Below are 20,159 nucleotides of genomic sequence, written 5' to 3' on the forward strand. Positions count from 1 at the left end.
AGGCGTTTTTTAGTTCAGCACTTCAAAATTTAGACAAAAATGCTTAGAAAAGTTTTGTAATATTGACTTTCTAAATATTTATAAAAAATGAAGATTCACATTTTTGGTGCGTCCGGAAGCGGCGTTACGACAACAGGAATTGCTTTAGCCGAAAAGCTTAATTATAAATATTTCGACAGTGATGAGTATTTTTGGGAAAAATCAGAGGTTCCCTTTACCATAAAGAGAAATCCGGAAGAGAGAAATTCTAAAATAAAATTGGCTCTTGAAAATTCTGAAAAGTGGATTTTAGGCGGTTCCATTTTTCAATGGGGAGAAAATGTTTTTCCTGATTTTGATTTGGTTGTGTACTTATGGATTCCGCCGCAAATTAGAATGGAAAGATTAAAAAAAAGAGAATTTGAACGATATGGAAATGTAATTTACACTGACCCTGACCGCATAAAACAATTCGAAAACTTTATGGAATGGGCCGAAGATTATGATAATAATACCGGAATTGCCAACAGAAATTTTCAGGCTCACGAAAACTGGCTGACTTCAATCAATTTTCCTGTTTTAAAGATTTCTGGCGATTTAACACTCGAGCAGCGAATCGATCTTATTATCGAAAAAATGGAAAGCATAAACAAAAAGCCCTTGCGTTAACAAGGGCTTTTGATTTGAAAAATATTGTGCTTATTTTATAGAAAGTGCCTCTAAAATCTTCGTGTAAATTGCCGTGTTTTGATACACACCAGAAAAGTTTTGAGCGCCTGCTCCATAAGCAAAAACCGGAACCGGAACTGCTGTATGATCATTTGTACTGAAACTTCCGTGAACGTAACCTTTCTCGATATTTCCGTCGATTAGAGATAATCCCCCCGTTTCGTGATCTGCTGTTACAATTAAAAGAGTTTCAGGATTATTATCTACAAATTCCATCGCCTGCCCTACTAATTTATCAAAATCAAGCATTTCGCGAACTACATATTCTACGTTATTACTGTGCCCGCCGTAATCGATTTGAGCACCTTCGGCCATAATGAAAAACGGATTTTTTGTTTTTGAAAAAGTATTGGTTGCTTTCGCCAAAGATTTAGTTAAAAAATCACCTCTTCCGTTTTTCATAGAAACTACAGCAGCATCTTCTAAAACTACAAATTTGTTGTTTTTGATGGTATCCAAAGAACTGAATTTATCAGAGAAAGTATATCCTTTTTCTATCAAAGCTTTAGACAAATCTTTACCGTCTTTTCTCGCTTTAAATTCTTTTGTTCCTCCTCCAATTAATATATCCGATGGATTACTCAGGAAATCATAAGCAATTGGTTCGCTGTAACTTCTTTCCGGCTGATGTGCATAAAAAGCGGCCGGAGTGGCATCTGTAATATTTCCTGCCGAAATAATTGCGGTTTTGTAATTTTTCTTAGCTAACTGCTGTGTAATTAATTCTAAAGGTTTGCCGTTTTCGTCAACACTGATGAATCTGTTATTCGTTTTATGTCCTGTTGCCATGGCCGTTGCGCCTGCAGCAGAATCGGTGATATAACTGTCTGATGCTTTGGTAATAGAAAATCCCTGTGTTGGAATATTAAAAAGGCTTAATTGCCCTTTATTAGCCGTGTAACCCGAGTAAATCTGCGTTAATCCCATTCCATCACCAATTAACAAAATGACATTTTTAGGCTTCTTTTTGGCGAAAGCTGAAACATTTTTAGGAACGTAAGCCTGATGAAACTCTGTATTTTGATAAAACATCGATTTGATGTTATTAATAAAATGTGTCAATTCAGGAACATTGTCTGTTCCTATAAAATCAACTTTCAGGTTCATTAAAGTCATCCATGTATTTACATTATCCTGTGTAGCCCAAAATCTTATCTTTTTATTCTGATTATGAACTTTTTTAATCGTTGACTGGATTTTTTCTAAATCGGCTTGTGTTAAAACACCTTTTCCGTTCCAAACCGTTAGTTCATGTAAATCTTCGCTGATCATTTCAACACGCGCTAATTCATCTGTCGTATAGTTTTCATTCAGTCTTCCGTCAAAATAAATAAACTCCGGATAGTCTTTCCATTGTGCAGGATTTGGTCTGTTTCCTGAAATGACCACTTTAATATTTTTATTCGCAATTATATCCGGAAAAGTTTTTAACTGCTGTGCAATTACCTTTAAAGTCGAATCGGCATCAGATTTAATATCTATCATTAAAATCAAAGGTTTATTGCTTGGATAGGCTTTTGATCCTAAATTCTTTAATTTAGAAGACAGCGGTTCCAGATATAAACTTTTAAGCGTATTGTGCTGTGCAATTTCTTTTGAAGTATGCGCTACAAACAATTCGTTATTTACTAAAAAAACATCGGCCTCAATAACACCGGCTTCGTTAGAATAAGCCCCGAAAAACGGAAGTTTACTGGCATAATCGTTATGAGAATGAATGTTTGATGATGTGTATTCCTGCGCTTGCACGAACACGAAAAACTGAAGGCAAAAAAGGGTGATTATTTTTTTCATTGAAATGGGTTTTATTCTCCTAAAATTGTAGGTAAACTTTATTAGAAATTAAATTGTTGTACTTTATTTTAACACATAGAAACATAGTTTTCTTTGTCGATAAAGGCGTTTCACTTGTTTAAATAAATATAGAAAGCTGTCATTTCTACTCCATCGAAATGACAAATTTTACTTAAACATAAACCAGTCCTTAAAAAAGACTGGTTTTTATGATATAAATGCTGTCCATATTTTTTTACCGCCTGCAGACTCCACAACAAGTCTGCAGCGTAAAAAAAAATAAACAAACAAACTAAATTATTAATGGTTCATTAATAATTGATAATTTACAATTAACTACCAGCCTTGGTTTTGAGGCAGCATTCCTTTGCTTACTGCAATTTCATCTGGCGGTATTGGCCAAACGTGGTGAATTGCCGGATTGAAATTACGGGCCGGATAAATTACGGTTCCGTTGTAATGATGCAATGGTTTGGCATAGGTTTCTTTGGCATCGCCCCAACGCACTAAATCAAAATGACGATCTGTCCACTCACCTGCTAACTCACATCTTCTTTCTCTTTTTAAATCAGTCAGTGTTGCTCCCGAAAGATCTCCAAGACCTGCACGATGGCGAATCATATTGATTTCAGTATCGGCATTTTGTCCTTTCATTAACTTTGCTTCAGCCAGCATTAAAATGACATCGGCATAACGCAAAAGCGGTACGTTTAAAGCAGTTGAAGGTTTATCTCCGTTGGCATTTACATAACGAATATCAATTCCGCCCGAAGTTGTTTTTGGATAACTAAACGGCTCCATGTATTTTTTAAACTGATAACCAGTTCTGTTACTTGAACTTACAATATGAGCACCTTCGTTAAAAGTTACTTCTTCTCCAAAATAAACAAACTTATCTCCTTTTTGAAGTATCGTGGCGCTTCTTCTTTTATCTATTGGATCATAGGTATCAAACAATTCTTTTGTTGGATAAAAATTTCCCCATCCATTATAGACTCCCCATCCTTTATCTTCTAAACAAACTCCGGGAAAAATAGAACCTAGAGAAGTATTTTCGGCACTTGAAGTAACAGACCATATATATTCTGTAGACCAGTTGTTTTTAATTTTAAATACATCTTCAAAATTATCAAGTAGTTTGTGTTTGCCACTTGTTACAATCATATTGGCATATTTTATAGCATTGTCCCAGTCTTTTGCATACAAATAGGTACGAACCAAATATGCCCAGGCAGCAGTTTTATGAGCGCGTCCGTAATTATCTGCCGAAAGCTCATTAAAATAAGGCAGTAAGTCAGCCGCTTTAATTAAATCAGCTGCGATATATGCGTAGTTTTCGGCAACATTTTTAGCACGAGGTACGTAAACATTTGTTGGATTTTCTCTGTCCTGAATTGGAATTCCGGCACGATCGTCTCCATAATGGTACGCCAATTCTAAATGCATTACAGCATGGTTGAAATACGCTTCGCCTAACATTCCGTTTCTCGTTTTTTCATCCATAGAAATATTCGGAACATTGCGAATTACGTCGTTACAGCGTTTCATGATTTCGTAGTGAATTCTCCAGATATCTTTTGTATCCGATTCTGCACCGTCAACAATAAAGTTTTTAATACGTTCAGCGTTTTGTCTTGGTTTTGTTCCGATGTCATCGCTGGCATTGTTCAGCCAAAAGAAACCACGTCCGTACATATTATCATCAGAATACAAAGCGTAAATTGAATTTACACCTGCTTTTGCATCTGCCGGAGTTTTCCAGAAATTTCCGCTTGAAGGTGCTCCCTGCGGTACAACATCAAGTTCGCTTTCGCAAGCCGTGGTGCCGACTAAAAGCGTAAAACTCAATAATAAAAGACTTATTTTTTTCATTGTGTTTGTTTTTTATTTTTTAAAAAGTTGCGTTAACACCTGTCATATAAATACGTGAAAGCGGATATTTACCTAAATCCATTCCGAAGTTTTTAAGTCCGATTTCCGGATCCATTCCTGAATAGTTGGTAATTGTAAATAAGTTTTGTCCTGAAATAAAGAATCTCAATTTTGCTTTTCCGTTTAACCAGCTTTCTTTCACGGTGTAACCAATAGAAAGATTTTTTAATCTTACGAAAGAAGCATCTTCAATATACAAATCAGAGATACGCCCGAAGTTGTTGTTGTTATCTGTTGAAGAAAGAACCGGAACATTGGTGTCTGTATTCGTTGGTGACCATGCATCTTTAGAATCTGCTAATAAATTGTAACCCGGGAAAGAAGCATTTAAACCTGTATGTTTTACAGCATTGAAAACACTGTTTCCTGCTGCTCCGCTGAAAAAGATATTCATATCGAAACCTTTGTATCTGAAATTAGCATTTAAGCTGTAAGTTGTTTTTGGAAACGGACTTCCTAATACTACCCTGTCGCTGTTATTTATTACTCCGTCTCCATTTTCATCTTTAAATTTAATATCTCCTGCAACTGCATTTGGCTGATACGCAACACCATCTTTGTTTACATATGCTTTTGCTTCTTCATTACTTTGGAATAATCCGTCTGTTGCATATCCGTAAAAAGCACCAACCGGACTTCCAACCTGATAGATATTGGCTAAAGGCAAACTACGAACTCTGCTTAAATTTAAAGGCTCAAGAGAAGTTAAATCGTCTTTAATAGAAACAATTTTGTTACTCAAAAAACCTGCATTAGCTGTAACATCAAACTTAAATTCTCCGCGTGTTTTTTGGTATGTTAAACTAACCTCAACACCTCTGTTTTCAACATCTCCAGAGTTTACGATTCTTCCTTGCGGCGTTCCTGAAACTCCTGGTAACTGGTCACGAACCAACATATCTTTGTTTGTTTTTACGTAAGCATCTACAGACCCTGTTAAAGTGTTATTCAGCATAGTAAAATCTAGACCAATATTGGTCTGCTCAGAACTTTCCCATTTCAAATTTGGGTTCGATAATTCGCTTTCAGCATAACCGTAATTGATTACCGGAGTCGCTCCAATTAATCCCTGAGTCTGCGATAACGGCACACTAAACTGGTATGGTCCAAGGTTTCCTAAGTTTCCTATTTGTCCCCAGCTTGCACGTAATTTTAAATTGCTTACAATTGGGTTTAAGCCTTTCATGAATTCTTCTTCAGAAATTAACCATCCTGCTGAAACTGATGGATATACTTTCCAACGGTTTGCTGATAAAAGTTTTGATGTTCCGTCACGGCGTACAATTCCTGAGAATAAATATTTTTGATTGAAATCGTAGTTCAATCTTCCTACGTAAGAAGAAATAATTTCATCTGATAATCCTGCTGCGGTCTGCTGAATTAATTTAGCATTTAGCAAATAACGCTGAGACGGATCTTCGCTGTCAAAACCAGTTCCTTCAATAGTATAAAAATCTTTCTTTGTTTCCTGATAGGTATATCCGGCTAAAGCTTTGAAATTGTGTTTTCCTAAAGATTTTTCATAAGAAATAGTCTGCTCGCTCAATAAATCAGTAACCGTCATAGATCTTTTAGTCAAACGGTTAAAGTCGAAGATTTTTCCCGGTTCTGTAATTTTAACTGTAAAATCTGTTGCGTTGTCCTGAATTCTGGTATAACCCCAGTTTGTTTTTACTTTTAAACCTTCGATAATTTCCCATTCAGCATACGGATTAACCAATATTGTCGAAACAGGATTACGATTGTCTAATCTTTTTAAATACGCTACCGGATTGATAACGTCTCCGTAAGAACCAATATATTTTTCCGGAACTCCTCCAAATTGTCCTGAACCGTCTTCTCTGTAAATTGTCGCATTTGGCGGATAAAAAATTGCTCCTAAAATTGCTCCGGTATATGCATTAGAAGTATTAGCCGTTTGTCCATCGGTTAAAGAGTACGAAATATTCTCTCCAACTGTAAAATTCGGCGCTAATTTGAAAGAAGAATTTGCTCTGACGGTATAACGTTCCCCGTATGTATTTAACAAAATACCTTCGTTTTTTCTATAACTTCCAGAAAGAAAGAAATTAGATTTTTCAGTTCTTCCGTTTACCGAAATCGATAAATCGTTTATTTGACCTGTACGGAAAATTTCATCCATCCAGTTTGTTTTTGTTGTTCTTGCCGTGGGTTCAAAAGCCGGATCAAAAGCCGGAATTCTTGGCATTCCTGCATTGTCTCTGGCTGTGTTCATAGCATCGGCATATTCTGCTGCGTTTAAAACATCCAGTTTTTTGGCTGCATTTTGAAAACCACCCTGATAATTTACATCTACATTAATTCTGTCTGAAATTCCTTTTTTCGAAGTAATTAAGATCACCCCTCCAGAAGCTCTCGCTCCGTAAATCGCCGCCGAAGCCGCATCTTTTAAAACACTGATCGAAGCAATATCATTTGGATTAATTGTATTTAATGAACCGCTGTAAATAATTCCATCTAAAACAATCAGTGGAGTTTCAGCGTTCAAAGATCCAATACCACGAATATTAATGGTTGGCGATGCTGTTGGATCTCCTCCATCATTGATAACCGTAACACCCGCTACAGTTCCCTGCAATAATTCAGCTGCATTATTATACGTTCTGCTTGACGTCTCTTTCATTGAAACAGAACCTACAGCACCCAAAACTTCGTTCTTTTTTACACTTCCGTATCCCATTACTACAACTTCCTGAAGCTGTTTCATATCGGCTGGTAATTTTACGGTAATGCTGCTTGTCTGGCTTACTTTAACTTCTTGTGTAACATAACCTACGTATGAGAAAATTAAATTGGCTTCGGATGCATTAATTTCAATTTTAAAAGTTCCGTCGAAATCTGTTGTTCCGGTTGCGTTCGAACCTTTGTCTTTAATTCCTACACCTGGCAGCGGCATATTATCGTCTCCGCCGTAAACAGTTCCAGAAACCACAATTTTATTCTGATCTTCAGTAACAACGGCTACTTTTTGTGTTTTTTTAATGACGATATTATTACTTACAATTTCATATTTAAGCGAAAAATTACCGCATATTTTATCTAATGCCTGCTCAAGAGAAACATTAGTAAGTTTTAAGCTGATTTTCTGGTTGGTATTAACTTGATTTGATTCGTACATAAAATGCACATTAGCCTGATTTTCAATTTTTAGAAAAACATTCTTTAAGCTTTCATTTTCTACTTTTAACGTTACTTTTTTATCAAATTCAACGTTTCCGGCATTTACTAATCCGGTAAAAAACAAAGCAATAAATAGGATTACTTTTGCCCACATAGCTTTTTTAATGCTTTGAAACTTTACGACGTACCGCTTTTGTTTTTCATTCATAGTTTTTAATTTTAAATTTTAGACTTTGGATTTCAGATTTTCTCACTTTTGTTTTCTCACTTTTGACTTTTCACAAAAATCTATTGAATTTTATACACGCCTCCTTCAACTTTATATTCGGCATTAACAATATTGCATACCAAAGCCATAACCTGATCTGCAGAGAGTTCCTTGAAATAGCCGTTAATTTTGAGTGTATTTAGATTCTTGTTTTTAATTTCGATGGCCACATTATAATTTCTATTTATGGTGGCAATTACTTCAGGAAAAGGTGTTTCTTCAAAAACCATAATATTTTTACGCCATAACGAAATGGTGTTTACCGGAATATCTTTAAAAGCCTGCAGTTTGTTACTTTTTGATTTAAAAATGACTTTCTGACCCGGCGTTACATATACATTTTCTTCTGTAACCGTTGATTTGACATTTACTCTTCCGGTTAAAACCGAAACTTCCTGCGTGGTTTGATCGGGATAAGCCTGAACATTAAAACTGGTTCCCAGAACTTTGGTATCCATTTTATCGGTATGAATTATAAAAGGATGTTTTTTGTCTTTGGCAACATCAAAAAAAGCTTCTCCGGTTAAATACACTTCTCTGCTGCCTCCTTTAAACTCCTCAGGGTATTTTAAAAAGCTTCCTGCGTTCAGCCATATCTGCGTTCCGTCGCTTAAAGTTATCTTTGCACGTTCGCCCAGCCTGGTTGCATATTGTTTGGTTTCAACAACAGATATTGATTGGTAAAAAAACAGCGACAAGCCTATTAAGGCAATTAATGAGGCCGCAACAGCCCAGTTTTTGTATGAAAGATGAAAAACTGTATTATTACTTTTCTTTATTTGTTTTAATTCCTTTTTTAGTATCGAACGATCGGATTGAATCATTTCTATATTCTGTGAAAATTCATCGGTACGATCGTACCATTTATTCCACATTTCTTGTCCTTTTGGAGAATACTTCCCTTCTAAAAAATGCTTAATTTCTTGTTTTAATTTTTCAGGCATTATAATTTCTTTATGTCTTTAATAGTATGTCTTGGAAATAGAAATTTCGGGTAGGCGCGTTAGGTTACGCTTGTGTTAAGAAAATTGAACTGAATATTCTGCCGGGCAGCTTTCTTCAATTAAATTCTCCCAAATACGTGCGCATGAATTTCAATGCGTAGGTGATATGATATTTTACAGTTTCGAGAGATACATTTAATTCGTCGGCAATTTCTTTATTCGAATATTGTTTAATCCGGCTTAGAATAAAAACCTCTTTGGATTTTTTAGGAAGCAAGGCTGCGGCTTTGTCAACTGCGTTTTGAAGTTCTTCATAATAAATAGAATCTTCTATTGTATTTGAAAAGGTTTGAATTACGGTGTTTTTCTCTAAAACCTCTTGTATGTATTGATCTGTAACCGAATACGATTTTATGTAATCTAAAGTTTTATAACGTACTGAAGTGTAGATGTATGCCATAAAACTCTTTTGAATCAGGATAGTCGTACGACGTTCCCAAATAGTGGTAAAAACTTCCTGAACAATCTCTTCGGATATTGGAATCGATTTCATCCTCGCATATACAAACCTAACGAGCAGATCTCTATATCTAAAATACAATTCATCAAAAGCTTTATCTCTGCCTTGTTTTAGTAATTGTACAAGTTCTTCATCAGTATAACTTTTATACATAATGCTCCACTTTTGAATTATTAATCAGCAAAAAAGCAAGGGTTGAAAAACTTGTGTGGAGGGTTTTCTTACGGCGTTTTTTAATTTTAAAGAATGACATATACAACAATAGTTTGTTTAATAATATGTCTCCAAAATTAGAGCTGAGGGTAGGTCGATCAGGTTACGTTTACATTAATAAAACACCTCTCAAATACAACATTCTATTAACATAACATCTCGCAGATGTTACGCAATAAAACGGTTTTTATAAATAACAAAAAATTCCTTACATGTAAATTATGCAGCATTACCCGAAAATTATGTAAGTGCTTTAAAAGTCTAAATTATACTTTTCATTGTCAAATAAATGACTCTCCTAAAACCATAAACTCTATGAGAATACTCTACTTAAGAACTACTTCAAACGCTTTTTTATCTGCAGCGCTTCAATGCAGCGGCGCCTCTTACTCTGAATACGAGAACGCAGCTTTTCGTCATAAAACTGATTTACTTAATGCATTAATAAATTAATCCGCAGTAAACAGATAATATGACTTATAAAAATATATTGCAGATTGACGACGATATTGACGATTGCGAATTTTTTATGGAAGCGCTTCAGGCAGTTTCGAGTGCTGATTATACCTCAATGCAAAATCCGGTTGAAGCCTTAAATAAACTCATTAAAAAAGAACTTCAGCCTGATGTTATTTTTCTTGATCTTAATATGCCGGTTATGTCTGGCTTTGAGTTTTTAGTCGAAATTAAAAAACAGGATTTCATTAAAAATATTCCTGTAATAATATTTTCTACTTCACAATTCGAAGAAATAAAGTTTAAAGCCAAAAATTATGGTGCCAATGAGTATATCTCAAAGCCAAGTGATTTTAACGAGTTAAAAAAGATTTTAACGCATTATATTGTATAATGTATCTTTTTCTCATTTACAAAATCAACATAACCAAATCAATATCAAATAGTTTAGTATTTTCTTACTATTTTTATTGTTTATATTACAGTGCCTAAACGGTATTCTTAGAAGAAAAACAATGAAATTATCGACTCAAATACTGCTCGCATTTACACTTATAATTTTACTTTCTATCGCAGATTCGTATACCAATTACAGACTGTCTAACAAAGTACGCCTTAATTCTCAGTTTCTCTCCAAATCTGAGTCCATTATTCGCAATTCAAACAAAACACACCGGGCCATTCTGGAAATGCAAAGCGGTATAAGAGGTTATCTGCTTACCAACGATACTGCTTTTTTAAAAGCTTATTACAGCGGGATTCATAAAGTTCCGATATTCTTTAAGGAACAGGAAATGCTTATTGGCCGTAACAACAAACAGCGTAGTATTTTAGATTCTATCCATTTACTTCATAATGAATGGCTGGATTACACATCAGAATTGATAATGGCCCGCAGTGAAAACCCACAGTCCTATCAAAACCTTTTTGATACCAAACTAAAAAAACACGTAGGCAAAAACATCAACGATGCTATTACGCTTAAATTTAAACGATTTGATAAAATCGAATACAAAACCCGTAAGCATCACAGTGATATGCTGCTTCATTCTTTAAGCAAAACCAGAACCTACTCTCTTATATTTTTATCGCTTACCATTTTTGTAGGGCTTTGCAGCACCATATATATTGTAGTTATGATTACCAATAGAATAAATTCTATGGTGCGCGTGGCAGATACTATTTCTAAAGGAACTTTTACAACTGTAGAAGATTTTCGAAATGACGAATTGAGCGCTTTGGCTACTTCTCTAAATATTATGTCAAGACGTCTTGAAAAAAATATTCAGGAACTGGAAAGTAAAAATGCCGAATTAAACAAATTTGCTTATGTTGTTTCTCATGATTTAAAAGCACCTCTTCGCGGAATTTATAATGTAATCAGCTGGATAGAAGAAGATTTATCTGAAGAACTCTCTCCGGCACTGAAAAATTACCTCAGCATTATTCCCAAACGAACCCAGCGAATGGAAGCCCTGATTAACGGCTTACTCGATTACGCACGTATAAATCGCAAAACTCCACCAGAATTAGTAGATACCAATGCATTGGCTCATGAAATAACCCAATCTATAGTTCCAAGAGAATTTAAACTGGAAATCACGAACCTTCCTGAAATTTTTACGGAACGTTTAAAACTAGAACAAGTTTTTTCTAATCTGATAAGCAACGCCGTAAAATATTCGAATGCCGAAAATCCACGAATAGAAATCAAATGCGAAAAAATAATGAACGTTTTTGAGTTTTCGGTAAAAGATAACGGAATTGGAATTGATCCTGAATATCATCAAAAAATATTCGAAATATTTCAGACCCTGCGCGAAAAAAATGAAATGGAAAGCACCGGAGTCGGCCTTGCCATTGTAAAAAAAATAATAGACGATCAGGGAGAAACCATTTATGTAGAATCAAAACCGGGAGAGGGAACCCAATTTACCTTTACCTGGAGAAATAACAGAATAATATGAGAAAACCCAATATTTTACTCGTCGAAGACGACGAACTGGACACCATTTCTGTAGAACGTTCTTTAAAAAAATTAGAAATTCAATATGTTCTTCATACCGCTTACAACGGACTTGAAGCATTAAAGATGTTACGAGATACTGAAAATCCGCTTCACCCGGATGTTATTCTTCTCGATATCAATATGCCCAGAATGAACGGAATCGAGTTCCTCAAAATTTTAAGAAATGACGAAAGTTTAAAAGATTTAAAAGTATTTATTATGACGACTTCTTCTGAAAGTAATGATCGAATTAACGCAGAAGAATTAGGCATTTCCGGATACATTATTAAGCCTTTGAATTATACCGATAATACCAAAAGACCTGATTCTATGGAAGCTTTTGTGCAATTTCACCTTAGGAAAATTTTAAATGAAAACACCTGATATTTAAAATTTTCAATGTTGAAATTCCAAATACTAAATCAAAAATACAAGCCTAAAAAGTAAAATCTAAAGTCTAAAATACCCCAAAAACCAAATCCAAGAACTTAATCTACACCAATGACATCTAATTATGAAAAAAGCAAAACAAACCGATAAGTCGCCCCAAAACGAGGTGCTTATCGCCCTGCCTATAATCACAGATGAAAAAACATCCCGAAACAAAAGCAACAAAAATGACGACGAAGAATCTATCCTTAACGATGCAGAGTTTTTAAAGATTTTGCTGAAAGTTAAAAATGGTAATTTCTCGCAGCGTTTCCCAACCGATCAAAACGGAATAAAAAGATCCATCTGTGATACTTTAAACGAAATCATTGACCTGAACGAAAGAATGGTTTTTGAATTTCAAAAAGTAGGTAAAAGCATTGGTAAACAAGGAAAACTAACCAATCGCGTTGTGCTCGACGGCGCACGTGGTTCGTGGAGTTCCTGCGTTGATTCTGTAAACACTTTGATTTCTGATCTGGTGCATCCAACAATCGAAATTGCACACGTAATTACATCCGTTGCAAAAGGAAACCTATCTCAGGAAATGCCATTATCTATTGAAGGAAACCCGCTTCAGGGAGAATTCCTTAGAATTGCAAAAGAGGTAAACGGAATGGTAAAACAGCTGAACCTTTTCTCGATGGAGGTTACGCGTGTGGCACGTGAAGTAGGTACAGAAGGAAAACTGGGAGGTCAGGCAAAAGTACGAGGTGTGGGCGGTGTTTGGAAAGATTTGACCGATTCTGTAAATAAAATGGCGAGTAACTTAACTGGTCAGGTACGTAATATTGCCGATGTAACAACAGCGGTGGCAAAAGGAGATTTATCTAAAAAAATTACCGTTGACGTAAAAGGTGAAATCTTAGAACTAAAAAATACCATCAATACGATGGTAGATCAGCTAAACTCTTTTTCTTCTGAGGTTACCCGTGTGGCGCGTGAGGTTGGTACAGAAGGAAAACTGGGCGGACAAGCGCAGGTAAAAGGTGTCGGCGGAACATGGAAAGATTTAACAGATTCGGTAAACCAAATGGCATCGAATCTTACCGGACAGGTACGTAATATTGCCGATGTAACAACTGCCGTAGCAAGAGGAGATTTATCTAAAAAAATTACCGTAGACGTAAAAGGAGAAATCTTAGAGTTGAAAGATACCATTAATACCATGGTGGATCAGCTGAACTCCTTCTCTTCTGAAGTAACTCGTGTATCACGTGAAGTAGGTTCTGAAGGAAAACTGGGAGGTCAGGCAAAAGTACGAGGTGTGGGTGGAGTTTGGAAAGATTTGACCGATTCCGTTAATCAAATGGCCTCCAACTTAACCGGTCAGGTACGTAATATTGCCGAGGTAACAACAGCCGTAGCAAAAGGCGATTTATCTAAAAAAATTACCGTAAACGTTGAGGGAGAAATTCTTGAACTAAAAAATACCATCAATACCATGGTGGATCAGCTAAACTCATTCGGTTCTGAGGTAACTCGTGTGGCGCGTGAGGTAGGTTCTGAAGGAAAACTTGGAGGTCAGGCAAAAGTAAAAGGTGTTGGTGGAACCTGGAAAGATTTAACCGATTCCGTGAATCAGATGGCATCGAACTTAACCGGACAGGTACGTAATATTGCCGAGGTTACAACTGCCGTAGCAAATGGTGATCTTTCTAAAAAAATTACCGCTGTAGCCGAAGGAGAAATCCTCGAATTAAAGAAAACCATTAATACGATGGTGGATCAGCTGAACTCCTTCTCTTCTGAGGTAACGCGTGTGGCACTTGAGGTGGGAACAGAAGGAAAACTGGGAGGTCAGGCAAAAGTAAAAGGTGTCGGCGGAACTTGGAAAGATTTGACCGATTCCGTTAATCAAATGGCATCCAACTTAACTGGACAAGTACGTAACATTGCCGAAGTAACAACAGCCGTAGCAAAAGGCGATTTATCCCGCCAAATTACCGTTGATACCAAAGGAGAAATCTTAGAGTTGAAAAATACCATTAATACGATGGTGGGTCAGCTGAACTCTTTCGCTTCTGAGGTAACCCGTGTGGCGCGTGAGGTTGGTACCGAAGGAAAACTGGGAGGACAAGCGCAGGTGGAAGGTGTCGGCGGAACCTGGAAAGATTTAACAGATTCCGTAAACCAAATGGCGTCTAACTTAACCGGACAAGTACGTAATATCGCCGAAGTAACAACAGCCGTAGCAAAAGGAGATTTATCACTCCAGATTACGGTTGACGTAAAAGGAGAAATCTTAGAGTTAAAAAATACAATTAATACCATGGTGGATCAGCTTCGAGGCTTTGCTTCGGAAGTAACAAGGGTTTCGCGAGAAGTTGGTACCGAAGGAAAACTGGGAGGACAAGCCAACGTTCCCGGAGTTGCCGGAACATGGAAAGATTTAACAGACTCTGTTAATCAAATGGCAGGAAATCTTACCGCACAGGTACGTAATATTGCCGATGTGGCAATTGCCGTTGCCAACGGAGATATGTCCCGAAAAATTACCGTTGACGTTCGCGGGGAAATTCTTCAATTAAAAGAAACCCTGAATACGATGGTGGATCAGCTTCGTGAATTTGCCTCTGAGGTAACTCGTGTGGCGCGTGAGGTAGGTACCGAAGGAAAACTGGGAGGACAAGCAAACGTTCCCGGAGTTGCAGGAACCTGGAAGGATTTAACAGATTCTGTGAACCAAATGGCGGGTAACTTAACGACACAAGTACGTAATATTGCTGAGGTTACAATTGCCGTGGCAAATGGAGATATGTCGAAAAAAATTACGGCAGACGTTCGTGGAGAAATTCTGCAATTAAAAGAAACCGTAAATACCATGGTGGATCAGCTTCGTGCGTTTGCCTCTGAGGTAACTCGTGTGGCACGTGAAGTTGGTACCGATGGAAAACTGGGCGGACAAGCATTCGTTCCCGGAGTTGCCGGAACCTGGAAAGATTTAACGGATTCGGTTAACCAAATGGCATCCAACTTAACAGGTCAGGTACGTAATATTGCCGATGTAACCAAAGCCGTTGCAAATGGTGACCTTTCTAAACAAATTACGGTTGACGTAAAAGGAGAAATCCTCGATTTGAAAAACACCTTCAATACGATGGTGGAACAGTTAAATTCATTCGCATCTGAGGTAACTCGTGTGGCGCGTGAAGTGGGTACTGAAGGAAAACTGGGAGGACAATCTCAAGTAAAAGGTGTTGCCGGAACCTGGAAAGATTTAACGGATTCCGTTAACGTAATGGCATCCAACTTAACGGGTCAGGTTCGTGGAATCGCAAAAGTGGTAACATCCGTAGCAAAAGGAAACTTAAAACAAAAATTGTCGATTGATGCAAAAGGTGAAGTAGCACAGTTAACAGATACGATCAACGAAATGATTGATACGCTTGCAACCTTCTCAGATCAGGTAACAACGGTTGCCCGTGAAGTGGGTGCCGAAGGAAAACTGGGAGGACAGGCAAACGTTCCGGGAGCTTCTGGAACTTGGAAAAACTTAACCGAAAACGTAAACCAGTTAGCCGCAAATCTTACCACACAAGTACGTGCAATTTCTGAGGTGGCATCTGCCGTAACTCAGGGAGATTTAACCCGAACAATTGGTGTAGAGGCAAAAGGTGAAGTTGAAGCGCTTAAAGATACCATTAACCAAATGATTTCAAACCTGAAAGCCACTACATTACGTAATCAGGAACAAGACTGGCTGAAATCGAATTTGGCTAAATTTACGCAAATGCTTCAGGGACAGAAAGAACTAAATTCCGTTACCAAAAAAATCTTATCAGAACTTGCTGCCGTTGTTACAGCACAGCACGGACTTTTCTATATTTTGGAAGAAGGTGAAGAATTCATGGATTCTAAACTGAATTTAATCGCTTCGTATGCTTACATCAAACGCAAAAACTCCCCTACCTCCTATGCTATGGGCGAAGGACTTATTGGTCAGGTTGCCGTTGAAAAAGAACGCATTATTTTGAGCAATGTTCCAAAAGATTATATCAGAATCAATTCTGGTTTAGGAGATGCAAAACCAAAAGATGTTATCATTCTTCCGGTGTTGTTTGAAGGACAGTTAAAAGCCGTTATCGAACTGGCTTCATTGGATACATTTAGTCAGACACACTTAGATTTCTTAGAAGGTTTAACCGAAAGTATTGGCATTGTATTGAATACGATCGAATCAAACTCCAGAACCGAAGAATTACTGGTTCAGTCGCAATCGCTGGCAAGTGAGCTGAAAAGTCAACAGGAAGTATTGAAAAATACCAACGAAGAGCTGGAAGAAAAAGCCATTTTATTAGCCAATCAAAAAGAAGAGGTTGAGCTGAAAAATCAGGAAGTTGAGGTTGCCCGTAAAGCTTTGGAAGAAAAAGCAGATCAGCTTACTTTAACATCTAAATACAAATCAGAGTTCCTGGCGAATATGTCGCACGAGTTAAGAACGCCATTAAACAGTTTGCAGATTCTTGCCAACGAATTGATTGCCAACCGAGACGGAAATTTATCTGAAAAACAAATTCAGTTTGCCAAAACAATTAACTCTTGCGGCGATGATTTAATTCAGCTGATTAATGATATTCTGGATCTTTCTAAAATTGAATCCGGTTATATTTCTGTGGATTACAACCCTATTAGTTTTGAAGAAATCAGCCGATTTGTGGAGTCTACCTTCAACCCTATTTCTCAGGCAAAACATCTTCGATTTGAAATTATGATGGATAAAAATCTTCCTGAAGTAATGGAAACGGATTCGCAGAGATTGAATCAAATTCTAAAAAATCTTCTGTCTAACTCATTTAAATTCACCGAAAAAGGCGAAGTAAAATTAAACATTTATAAAGCAGACCATAACTGGAAAACCAAAAATCTTAGTCTGGATAATGCCGAAGCCGTTGTGGCTTTTGAAATTTCAGATACTGGAATTGGAATCTCAAAAGAAAAACAAAACATCATTTTTGAAGCATTCCAGCAGGCAGAAGGTTCAACAAGCCGTAAATATGGCGGAACTGGTTTAGGGTTATCTATCAGCCGCGGACTTTCTGATTTATTGGGAGGAAGTATTGAACTTGAAAGTGATACGAATATTGGAAGTAAATTCACGTTGTTTTTACCGCTCAAATTTGTGCATATACCAGAATTGGAAGATATAACCGTAAATGAGGAAACCAACGTTATTCACGCGGGAAAAAGCCGTTTGAAATCACTCCCTTCTTCCAGTTTTAAAAAATCAGATATCGATTTGTATTTTGTAAATGAAATTGGTGACGACCGAACGGATATTAAGCCAGACGACAAAATTCTTTTAATTGCTGAAGACAATGTTACTTTTGCTAAAATATTACTGGAAAGAGCACATCAACATGGAATTAAAGCCATAGTAACCACACGCGGAAACGATGTTGTAGATTATATCAATCAATTTCAGCCTCATGCTATTACAATGGATTTGAATATGCCGGACACCAGCGGCTGGAAGATTCTCGACCGCCTAAAAACTGATTTTACGCTTCGCCATATTCCGGTTTATATTATTTCAGGAGAAGATGAACGTAATAAAGGTTTAAAACGCGGTGCCCGTAACTTCTTCCTTAAACCGGTTAAAAATGAATTATTGAATTCTCTTTTTAATGATATTCAGGACTTTAAAAATAAGAAAGAAAAAAATCTTCTTGTTGTAGATGACAATCAGTTTGAGTTAGACCGAATTATCGAAGCTATTCAGGGAGACGATATTTTGATATCGACTGCTTTAACCGCAAAAGAAGCTGTAGAACTTATACAAGAAAAATCATTTGATTGCATTATTCTAGATTTGGTTCTTCCGGATGCTGACGGTCTTGATTTGATAAGTGATCTGGAAAATAATATCAGCGGACAAGAAACGGCAATTATCATACATTCCGCCGGCGATGTCAATAAAAAACAACGCAGTAAACTCAGCCGATTTGCACACAGCATTATAACCAAAAGTGCCGTTTCTATGGACGAATTGGTAGATCAAACTGCCCTGTTCATGCATCGCGTACACAAAGATCTGCCGCAAAGCATGAAAGACAGAATTGAAACTTATTACTTAAAAGAAGATGTTTTGATCAATAAAAAAGTACTTTTGGTAGATGATGACGTTCGAAACCTATTTGCATTAACAACCGCTTTAGAACGTTTTGGCTTAGACGTAATAAGTGCCGAAAGCGGTCATGAAGCCATTGAAATTTTAAATCAAAATCTCAAAATTGATATTGTTCTAATGGATATCATGATGCCGGAATTAGACGGTTATGAAACCATGAAAATCATTAGAAAAAATATCAAACACAAGGATTTAACAATCATTGCCGTTACGGCGAAAGCAATGAAAGGAGACAGACAGCGCTGTATTGAGTCTGGCGCATCAGATTATATTACTAAACCGGTTAATGTCGAACAATTATCCTCTTTAATGAGAGTGTGGTTAAAATAATTTATTTATGAAAAGCCCAAACCCCATAGAAGAACATCCGGTTAAGATATTAATTGTCGATGATAAGAAGGAAAACCTACTTTCGCTTCAGGTCATACTTGCAGACAAAGGATATGAGTTTGTAGAAGCCGCATCTGGTAAAGATGCTTTGCGTATCCTGCTTAAAAGTCAGGATTTTGCAATTATTCTTATGGATGTGCAGATGCCGCTTATGGATGGATTTGAAACTGCCGAACTCATCCGCCAAAGCGATAAACTAAAACAAGTGCCTATTATTTTTTTAACAGCCAATATGAATACCACAGATTATATTTTTAAAGGATATCAATCTGGAGCTGTTGATTATATGATAAAACCTCTATCTGCAGAAATTCTTCAGGCCAAAGTGATGGTTTTTACTGATTTATATAAGAAAAACAGAGAATTACGACTGAAAGAAGAAGAAACCAATGCACTGAATGCCAAGATTACCAAAGCCAATGAAGAATTAGCTGCGCAATATATCGCTATTGAAAAATATGCAGCCGAATTAAAAAAGAGAAATACAGAACTTGATGCATTTACACATATATCAAGTCATGATTTACAAGAACCGCTGCGTAAAATTCAGACTTTTACCAATATCATTTTGGCAAAAGAATATCAAAATTTGAGTCCTGACGGACAGGCAAAATTCGACAGAATTCTGTATTCAACAAACCGAATGCGGGAATTAATTAATGATCTTTTAGCTTTTTCCAGAACCAATATTACGGATCGTGTGTATGAAAATACCGATCTCAATATAATTGTTGAAAATGTAAAAGAAGCACTGAGAGAAAACATCAAAGAAAAAAATGCCCTGATCCTGACTAATTTTCATGGAAAAATCAATATCATTCCGTTTTTATTCATTCAGCTGATTGAAAATCTGGTAAACAATGCTCTGAAATTTTCTCAAAAAGAAATTCCGATTCAAATTGAAATCAAAAGTCAAATAGCAAGTGGAGAAGAATTAAAAAATGATAAATTATTGCTTGATCAAAACTATTGCCACATTAGCATTCAGGACAATGGAATTGGCTTTGATCCTGAACACAGCGAAAAAATATTTGGTGTTTTCCAGCGATTACACAGCAGGGATATTTATGATGGAACGGGAATTGGTCTTGCCATTGTAAAAAAGATTGTCGAAAATCATAATGGCATCATTACAGCCACGGCTCGACCTATGCAGGGCGCAACATTTCATATTTATATTCCGCAGTAAAATTTATAATTCTTCGGGTTTAAAAATAAACCCGAAG

The 20,159-nt window shown here is 36.6% G+C and carries 12 protein-coding genes; 7 read left to right on the forward strand and 5 right to left on the reverse strand.

Translation table 11 applies throughout. The features are described 5' to 3' along the window. Positions 1-87: 87 nt before the first annotated feature. Positions 88-648, forward strand: coding sequence for an adenylate kinase (locus L1276_RS02810; protein ID WP_253785228.1), 561 nt, complete (start codon positions 88-90; stop codon positions 646-648). Between the two features lie 30 nt (positions 649-678). Here L1276_RS02810 and L1276_RS02815 read toward each other — a convergent pair whose 3' ends face one another. From L1276_RS02815 to L1276_RS02835, 5 genes are all read right to left on the reverse strand, one after another. Then, positions 679-2,502 carry an alkaline phosphatase gene (locus L1276_RS02815; RefSeq protein ID WP_253785229.1) on the reverse strand — a complete coding sequence of 608 codons (1,824 nt, stop codon included), beginning with the start codon at positions 2,500-2,502 and terminating at the stop codon, positions 679-681. A gap of 336 nt (positions 2,503-2,838) precedes the next feature. Further along, a complete protein-coding gene (locus L1276_RS02820; RefSeq protein ID WP_253785230.1) occupies positions 2,839-4,374 on the reverse strand; it encodes a RagB/SusD family nutrient uptake outer membrane protein in 1,536 nt (511 codons plus the stop codon). A 19-nt stretch (positions 4,375-4,393) separates the two neighbouring features. Next, positions 4,394-7,783, reverse strand: a complete 3,390-nt coding sequence (locus tag L1276_RS02825; RefSeq protein ID WP_253785231.1) for a SusC/RagA family TonB-linked outer membrane protein — start codon at positions 7,781-7,783, stop codon at positions 4,394-4,396. A gap of 80 nt (positions 7,784-7,863) precedes the next feature. After that, positions 7,864-8,787, reverse strand: a complete 924-nt coding sequence (locus tag L1276_RS02830) for a FecR family protein (RefSeq protein ID WP_253785238.1) — start codon at positions 8,785-8,787, stop codon at positions 7,864-7,866. Between the two features lie 115 nt (positions 8,788-8,902). After that, positions 8,903-9,460 carry an RNA polymerase sigma-70 factor gene (locus L1276_RS02835; RefSeq protein ID WP_253785240.1) on the reverse strand — a complete coding sequence of 186 codons (558 nt, stop codon included), beginning with the start codon at positions 9,458-9,460 and terminating at the stop codon, positions 8,903-8,905. Positions 9,461-9,835: 375 nt separating this feature from the next. Between L1276_RS02835 and L1276_RS02840 the strand changes: the two genes are divergently transcribed. The 6 genes from L1276_RS02840 (at position 9,836) to L1276_RS02865 (ending at position 20,122) form a co-directional block, all read left to right on the forward strand. Next, positions 9,836-9,973: a hypothetical protein gene (locus tag L1276_RS02840; protein ID WP_253785242.1), complete on the forward strand. Its 138-nt coding sequence runs from the start codon at positions 9,836-9,838 to the stop codon at positions 9,971-9,973. Between the two features lie 19 nt (positions 9,974-9,992). Beyond that, positions 9,993-10,370: a response regulator gene (locus L1276_RS02845; protein ID WP_253785243.1), complete on the forward strand. Its 378-nt coding sequence runs from the start codon at positions 9,993-9,995 to the stop codon at positions 10,368-10,370. 121 nt (positions 10,371-10,491) lie between these two features. Further along, a complete protein-coding gene (locus L1276_RS02850; protein ID WP_253785245.1) occupies positions 10,492-11,943 on the forward strand; it encodes an ATP-binding protein in 1,452 nt (483 codons plus the stop codon). Further along, positions 11,940-12,368: a response regulator gene (locus tag L1276_RS02855; protein WP_253785247.1), complete on the forward strand. Its 429-nt coding sequence runs from the start codon at positions 11,940-11,942 to the stop codon at positions 12,366-12,368. Before L1276_RS02850 ends, L1276_RS02855 begins: the two co-directional genes overlap by 4 nt. A gap of 130 nt (positions 12,369-12,498) precedes the next feature. Continuing rightward, on the forward strand, positions 12,499-18,873 hold the full coding sequence (locus L1276_RS02860) for a HAMP domain-containing protein (RefSeq protein ID WP_253785249.1): 6,375 nt from the start codon (positions 12,499-12,501) through the stop codon (positions 18,871-18,873). Between the two features lie 7 nt (positions 18,874-18,880). Next, positions 18,881-20,122 carry a response regulator gene (locus L1276_RS02865; RefSeq protein ID WP_253785252.1) on the forward strand — a complete coding sequence of 414 codons (1,242 nt, stop codon included), beginning with the start codon at positions 18,881-18,883 and terminating at the stop codon, positions 20,120-20,122. Positions 20,123-20,159: the final 37 nt, after the last annotated feature.

The sequence above is a fragment of the Flavobacterium sp. HSC-32F16 genome, from assembly GCF_024171645.1.
Taxonomy (GTDB): domain Bacteria; phylum Bacteroidota; class Bacteroidia; order Flavobacteriales; family Flavobacteriaceae; genus Flavobacterium.

Coding starts and splice junctions, on each gene's coding strand:
- L1276_RS02835 (WP_253785240.1), bottom strand. CDS start 9,460: ATGTATAAAAGTTATACTGATGAAGAACTTGTACAATTACTAAAACAA.
- L1276_RS02825 (WP_253785231.1), bottom strand. CDS start 7,783: ATGAATGAAAAACAAAAGCGGTACGTCGTAAAGTTTCAAAGCATTAAA.
- L1276_RS02855 (WP_253785247.1), top strand. CDS start 11,940: ATGAGAAAACCCAATATTTTACTCGTCGAAGACGACGAACTGGACACC.
- L1276_RS02850 (WP_253785245.1), top strand. CDS start 10,492: ATGAAATTATCGACTCAAATACTGCTCGCATTTACACTTATAATTTTA.
- L1276_RS02840 (WP_253785242.1), top strand. CDS start 9,836: ATGAGAATACTCTACTTAAGAACTACTTCAAACGCTTTTTTATCTGCA.
- L1276_RS02810 (WP_253785228.1), top strand. CDS start 88: ATGAAGATTCACATTTTTGGTGCGTCCGGAAGCGGCGTTACGACAACA.
- L1276_RS02865 (WP_253785252.1), top strand. CDS start 18,881: ATGAAAAGCCCAAACCCCATAGAAGAACATCCGGTTAAGATATTAATT.
- L1276_RS02820 (WP_253785230.1), bottom strand. CDS start 4,374: ATGAAAAAAATAAGTCTTTTATTATTGAGTTTTACGCTTTTAGTCGGC.
- L1276_RS02845 (WP_253785243.1), top strand. CDS start 9,993: ATGACTTATAAAAATATATTGCAGATTGACGACGATATTGACGATTGC.
- L1276_RS02815 (WP_253785229.1), bottom strand. CDS start 2,502: ATGAAAAAAATAATCACCCTTTTTTGCCTTCAGTTTTTCGTGTTCGTG.
- L1276_RS02860 (WP_253785249.1), top strand. CDS start 12,499: ATGAAAAAAGCAAAACAAACCGATAAGTCGCCCCAAAACGAGGTGCTT.
- L1276_RS02830 (WP_253785238.1), bottom strand. CDS start 8,787: ATGCCTGAAAAATTAAAACAAGAAATTAAGCATTTTTTAGAAGGGAAG.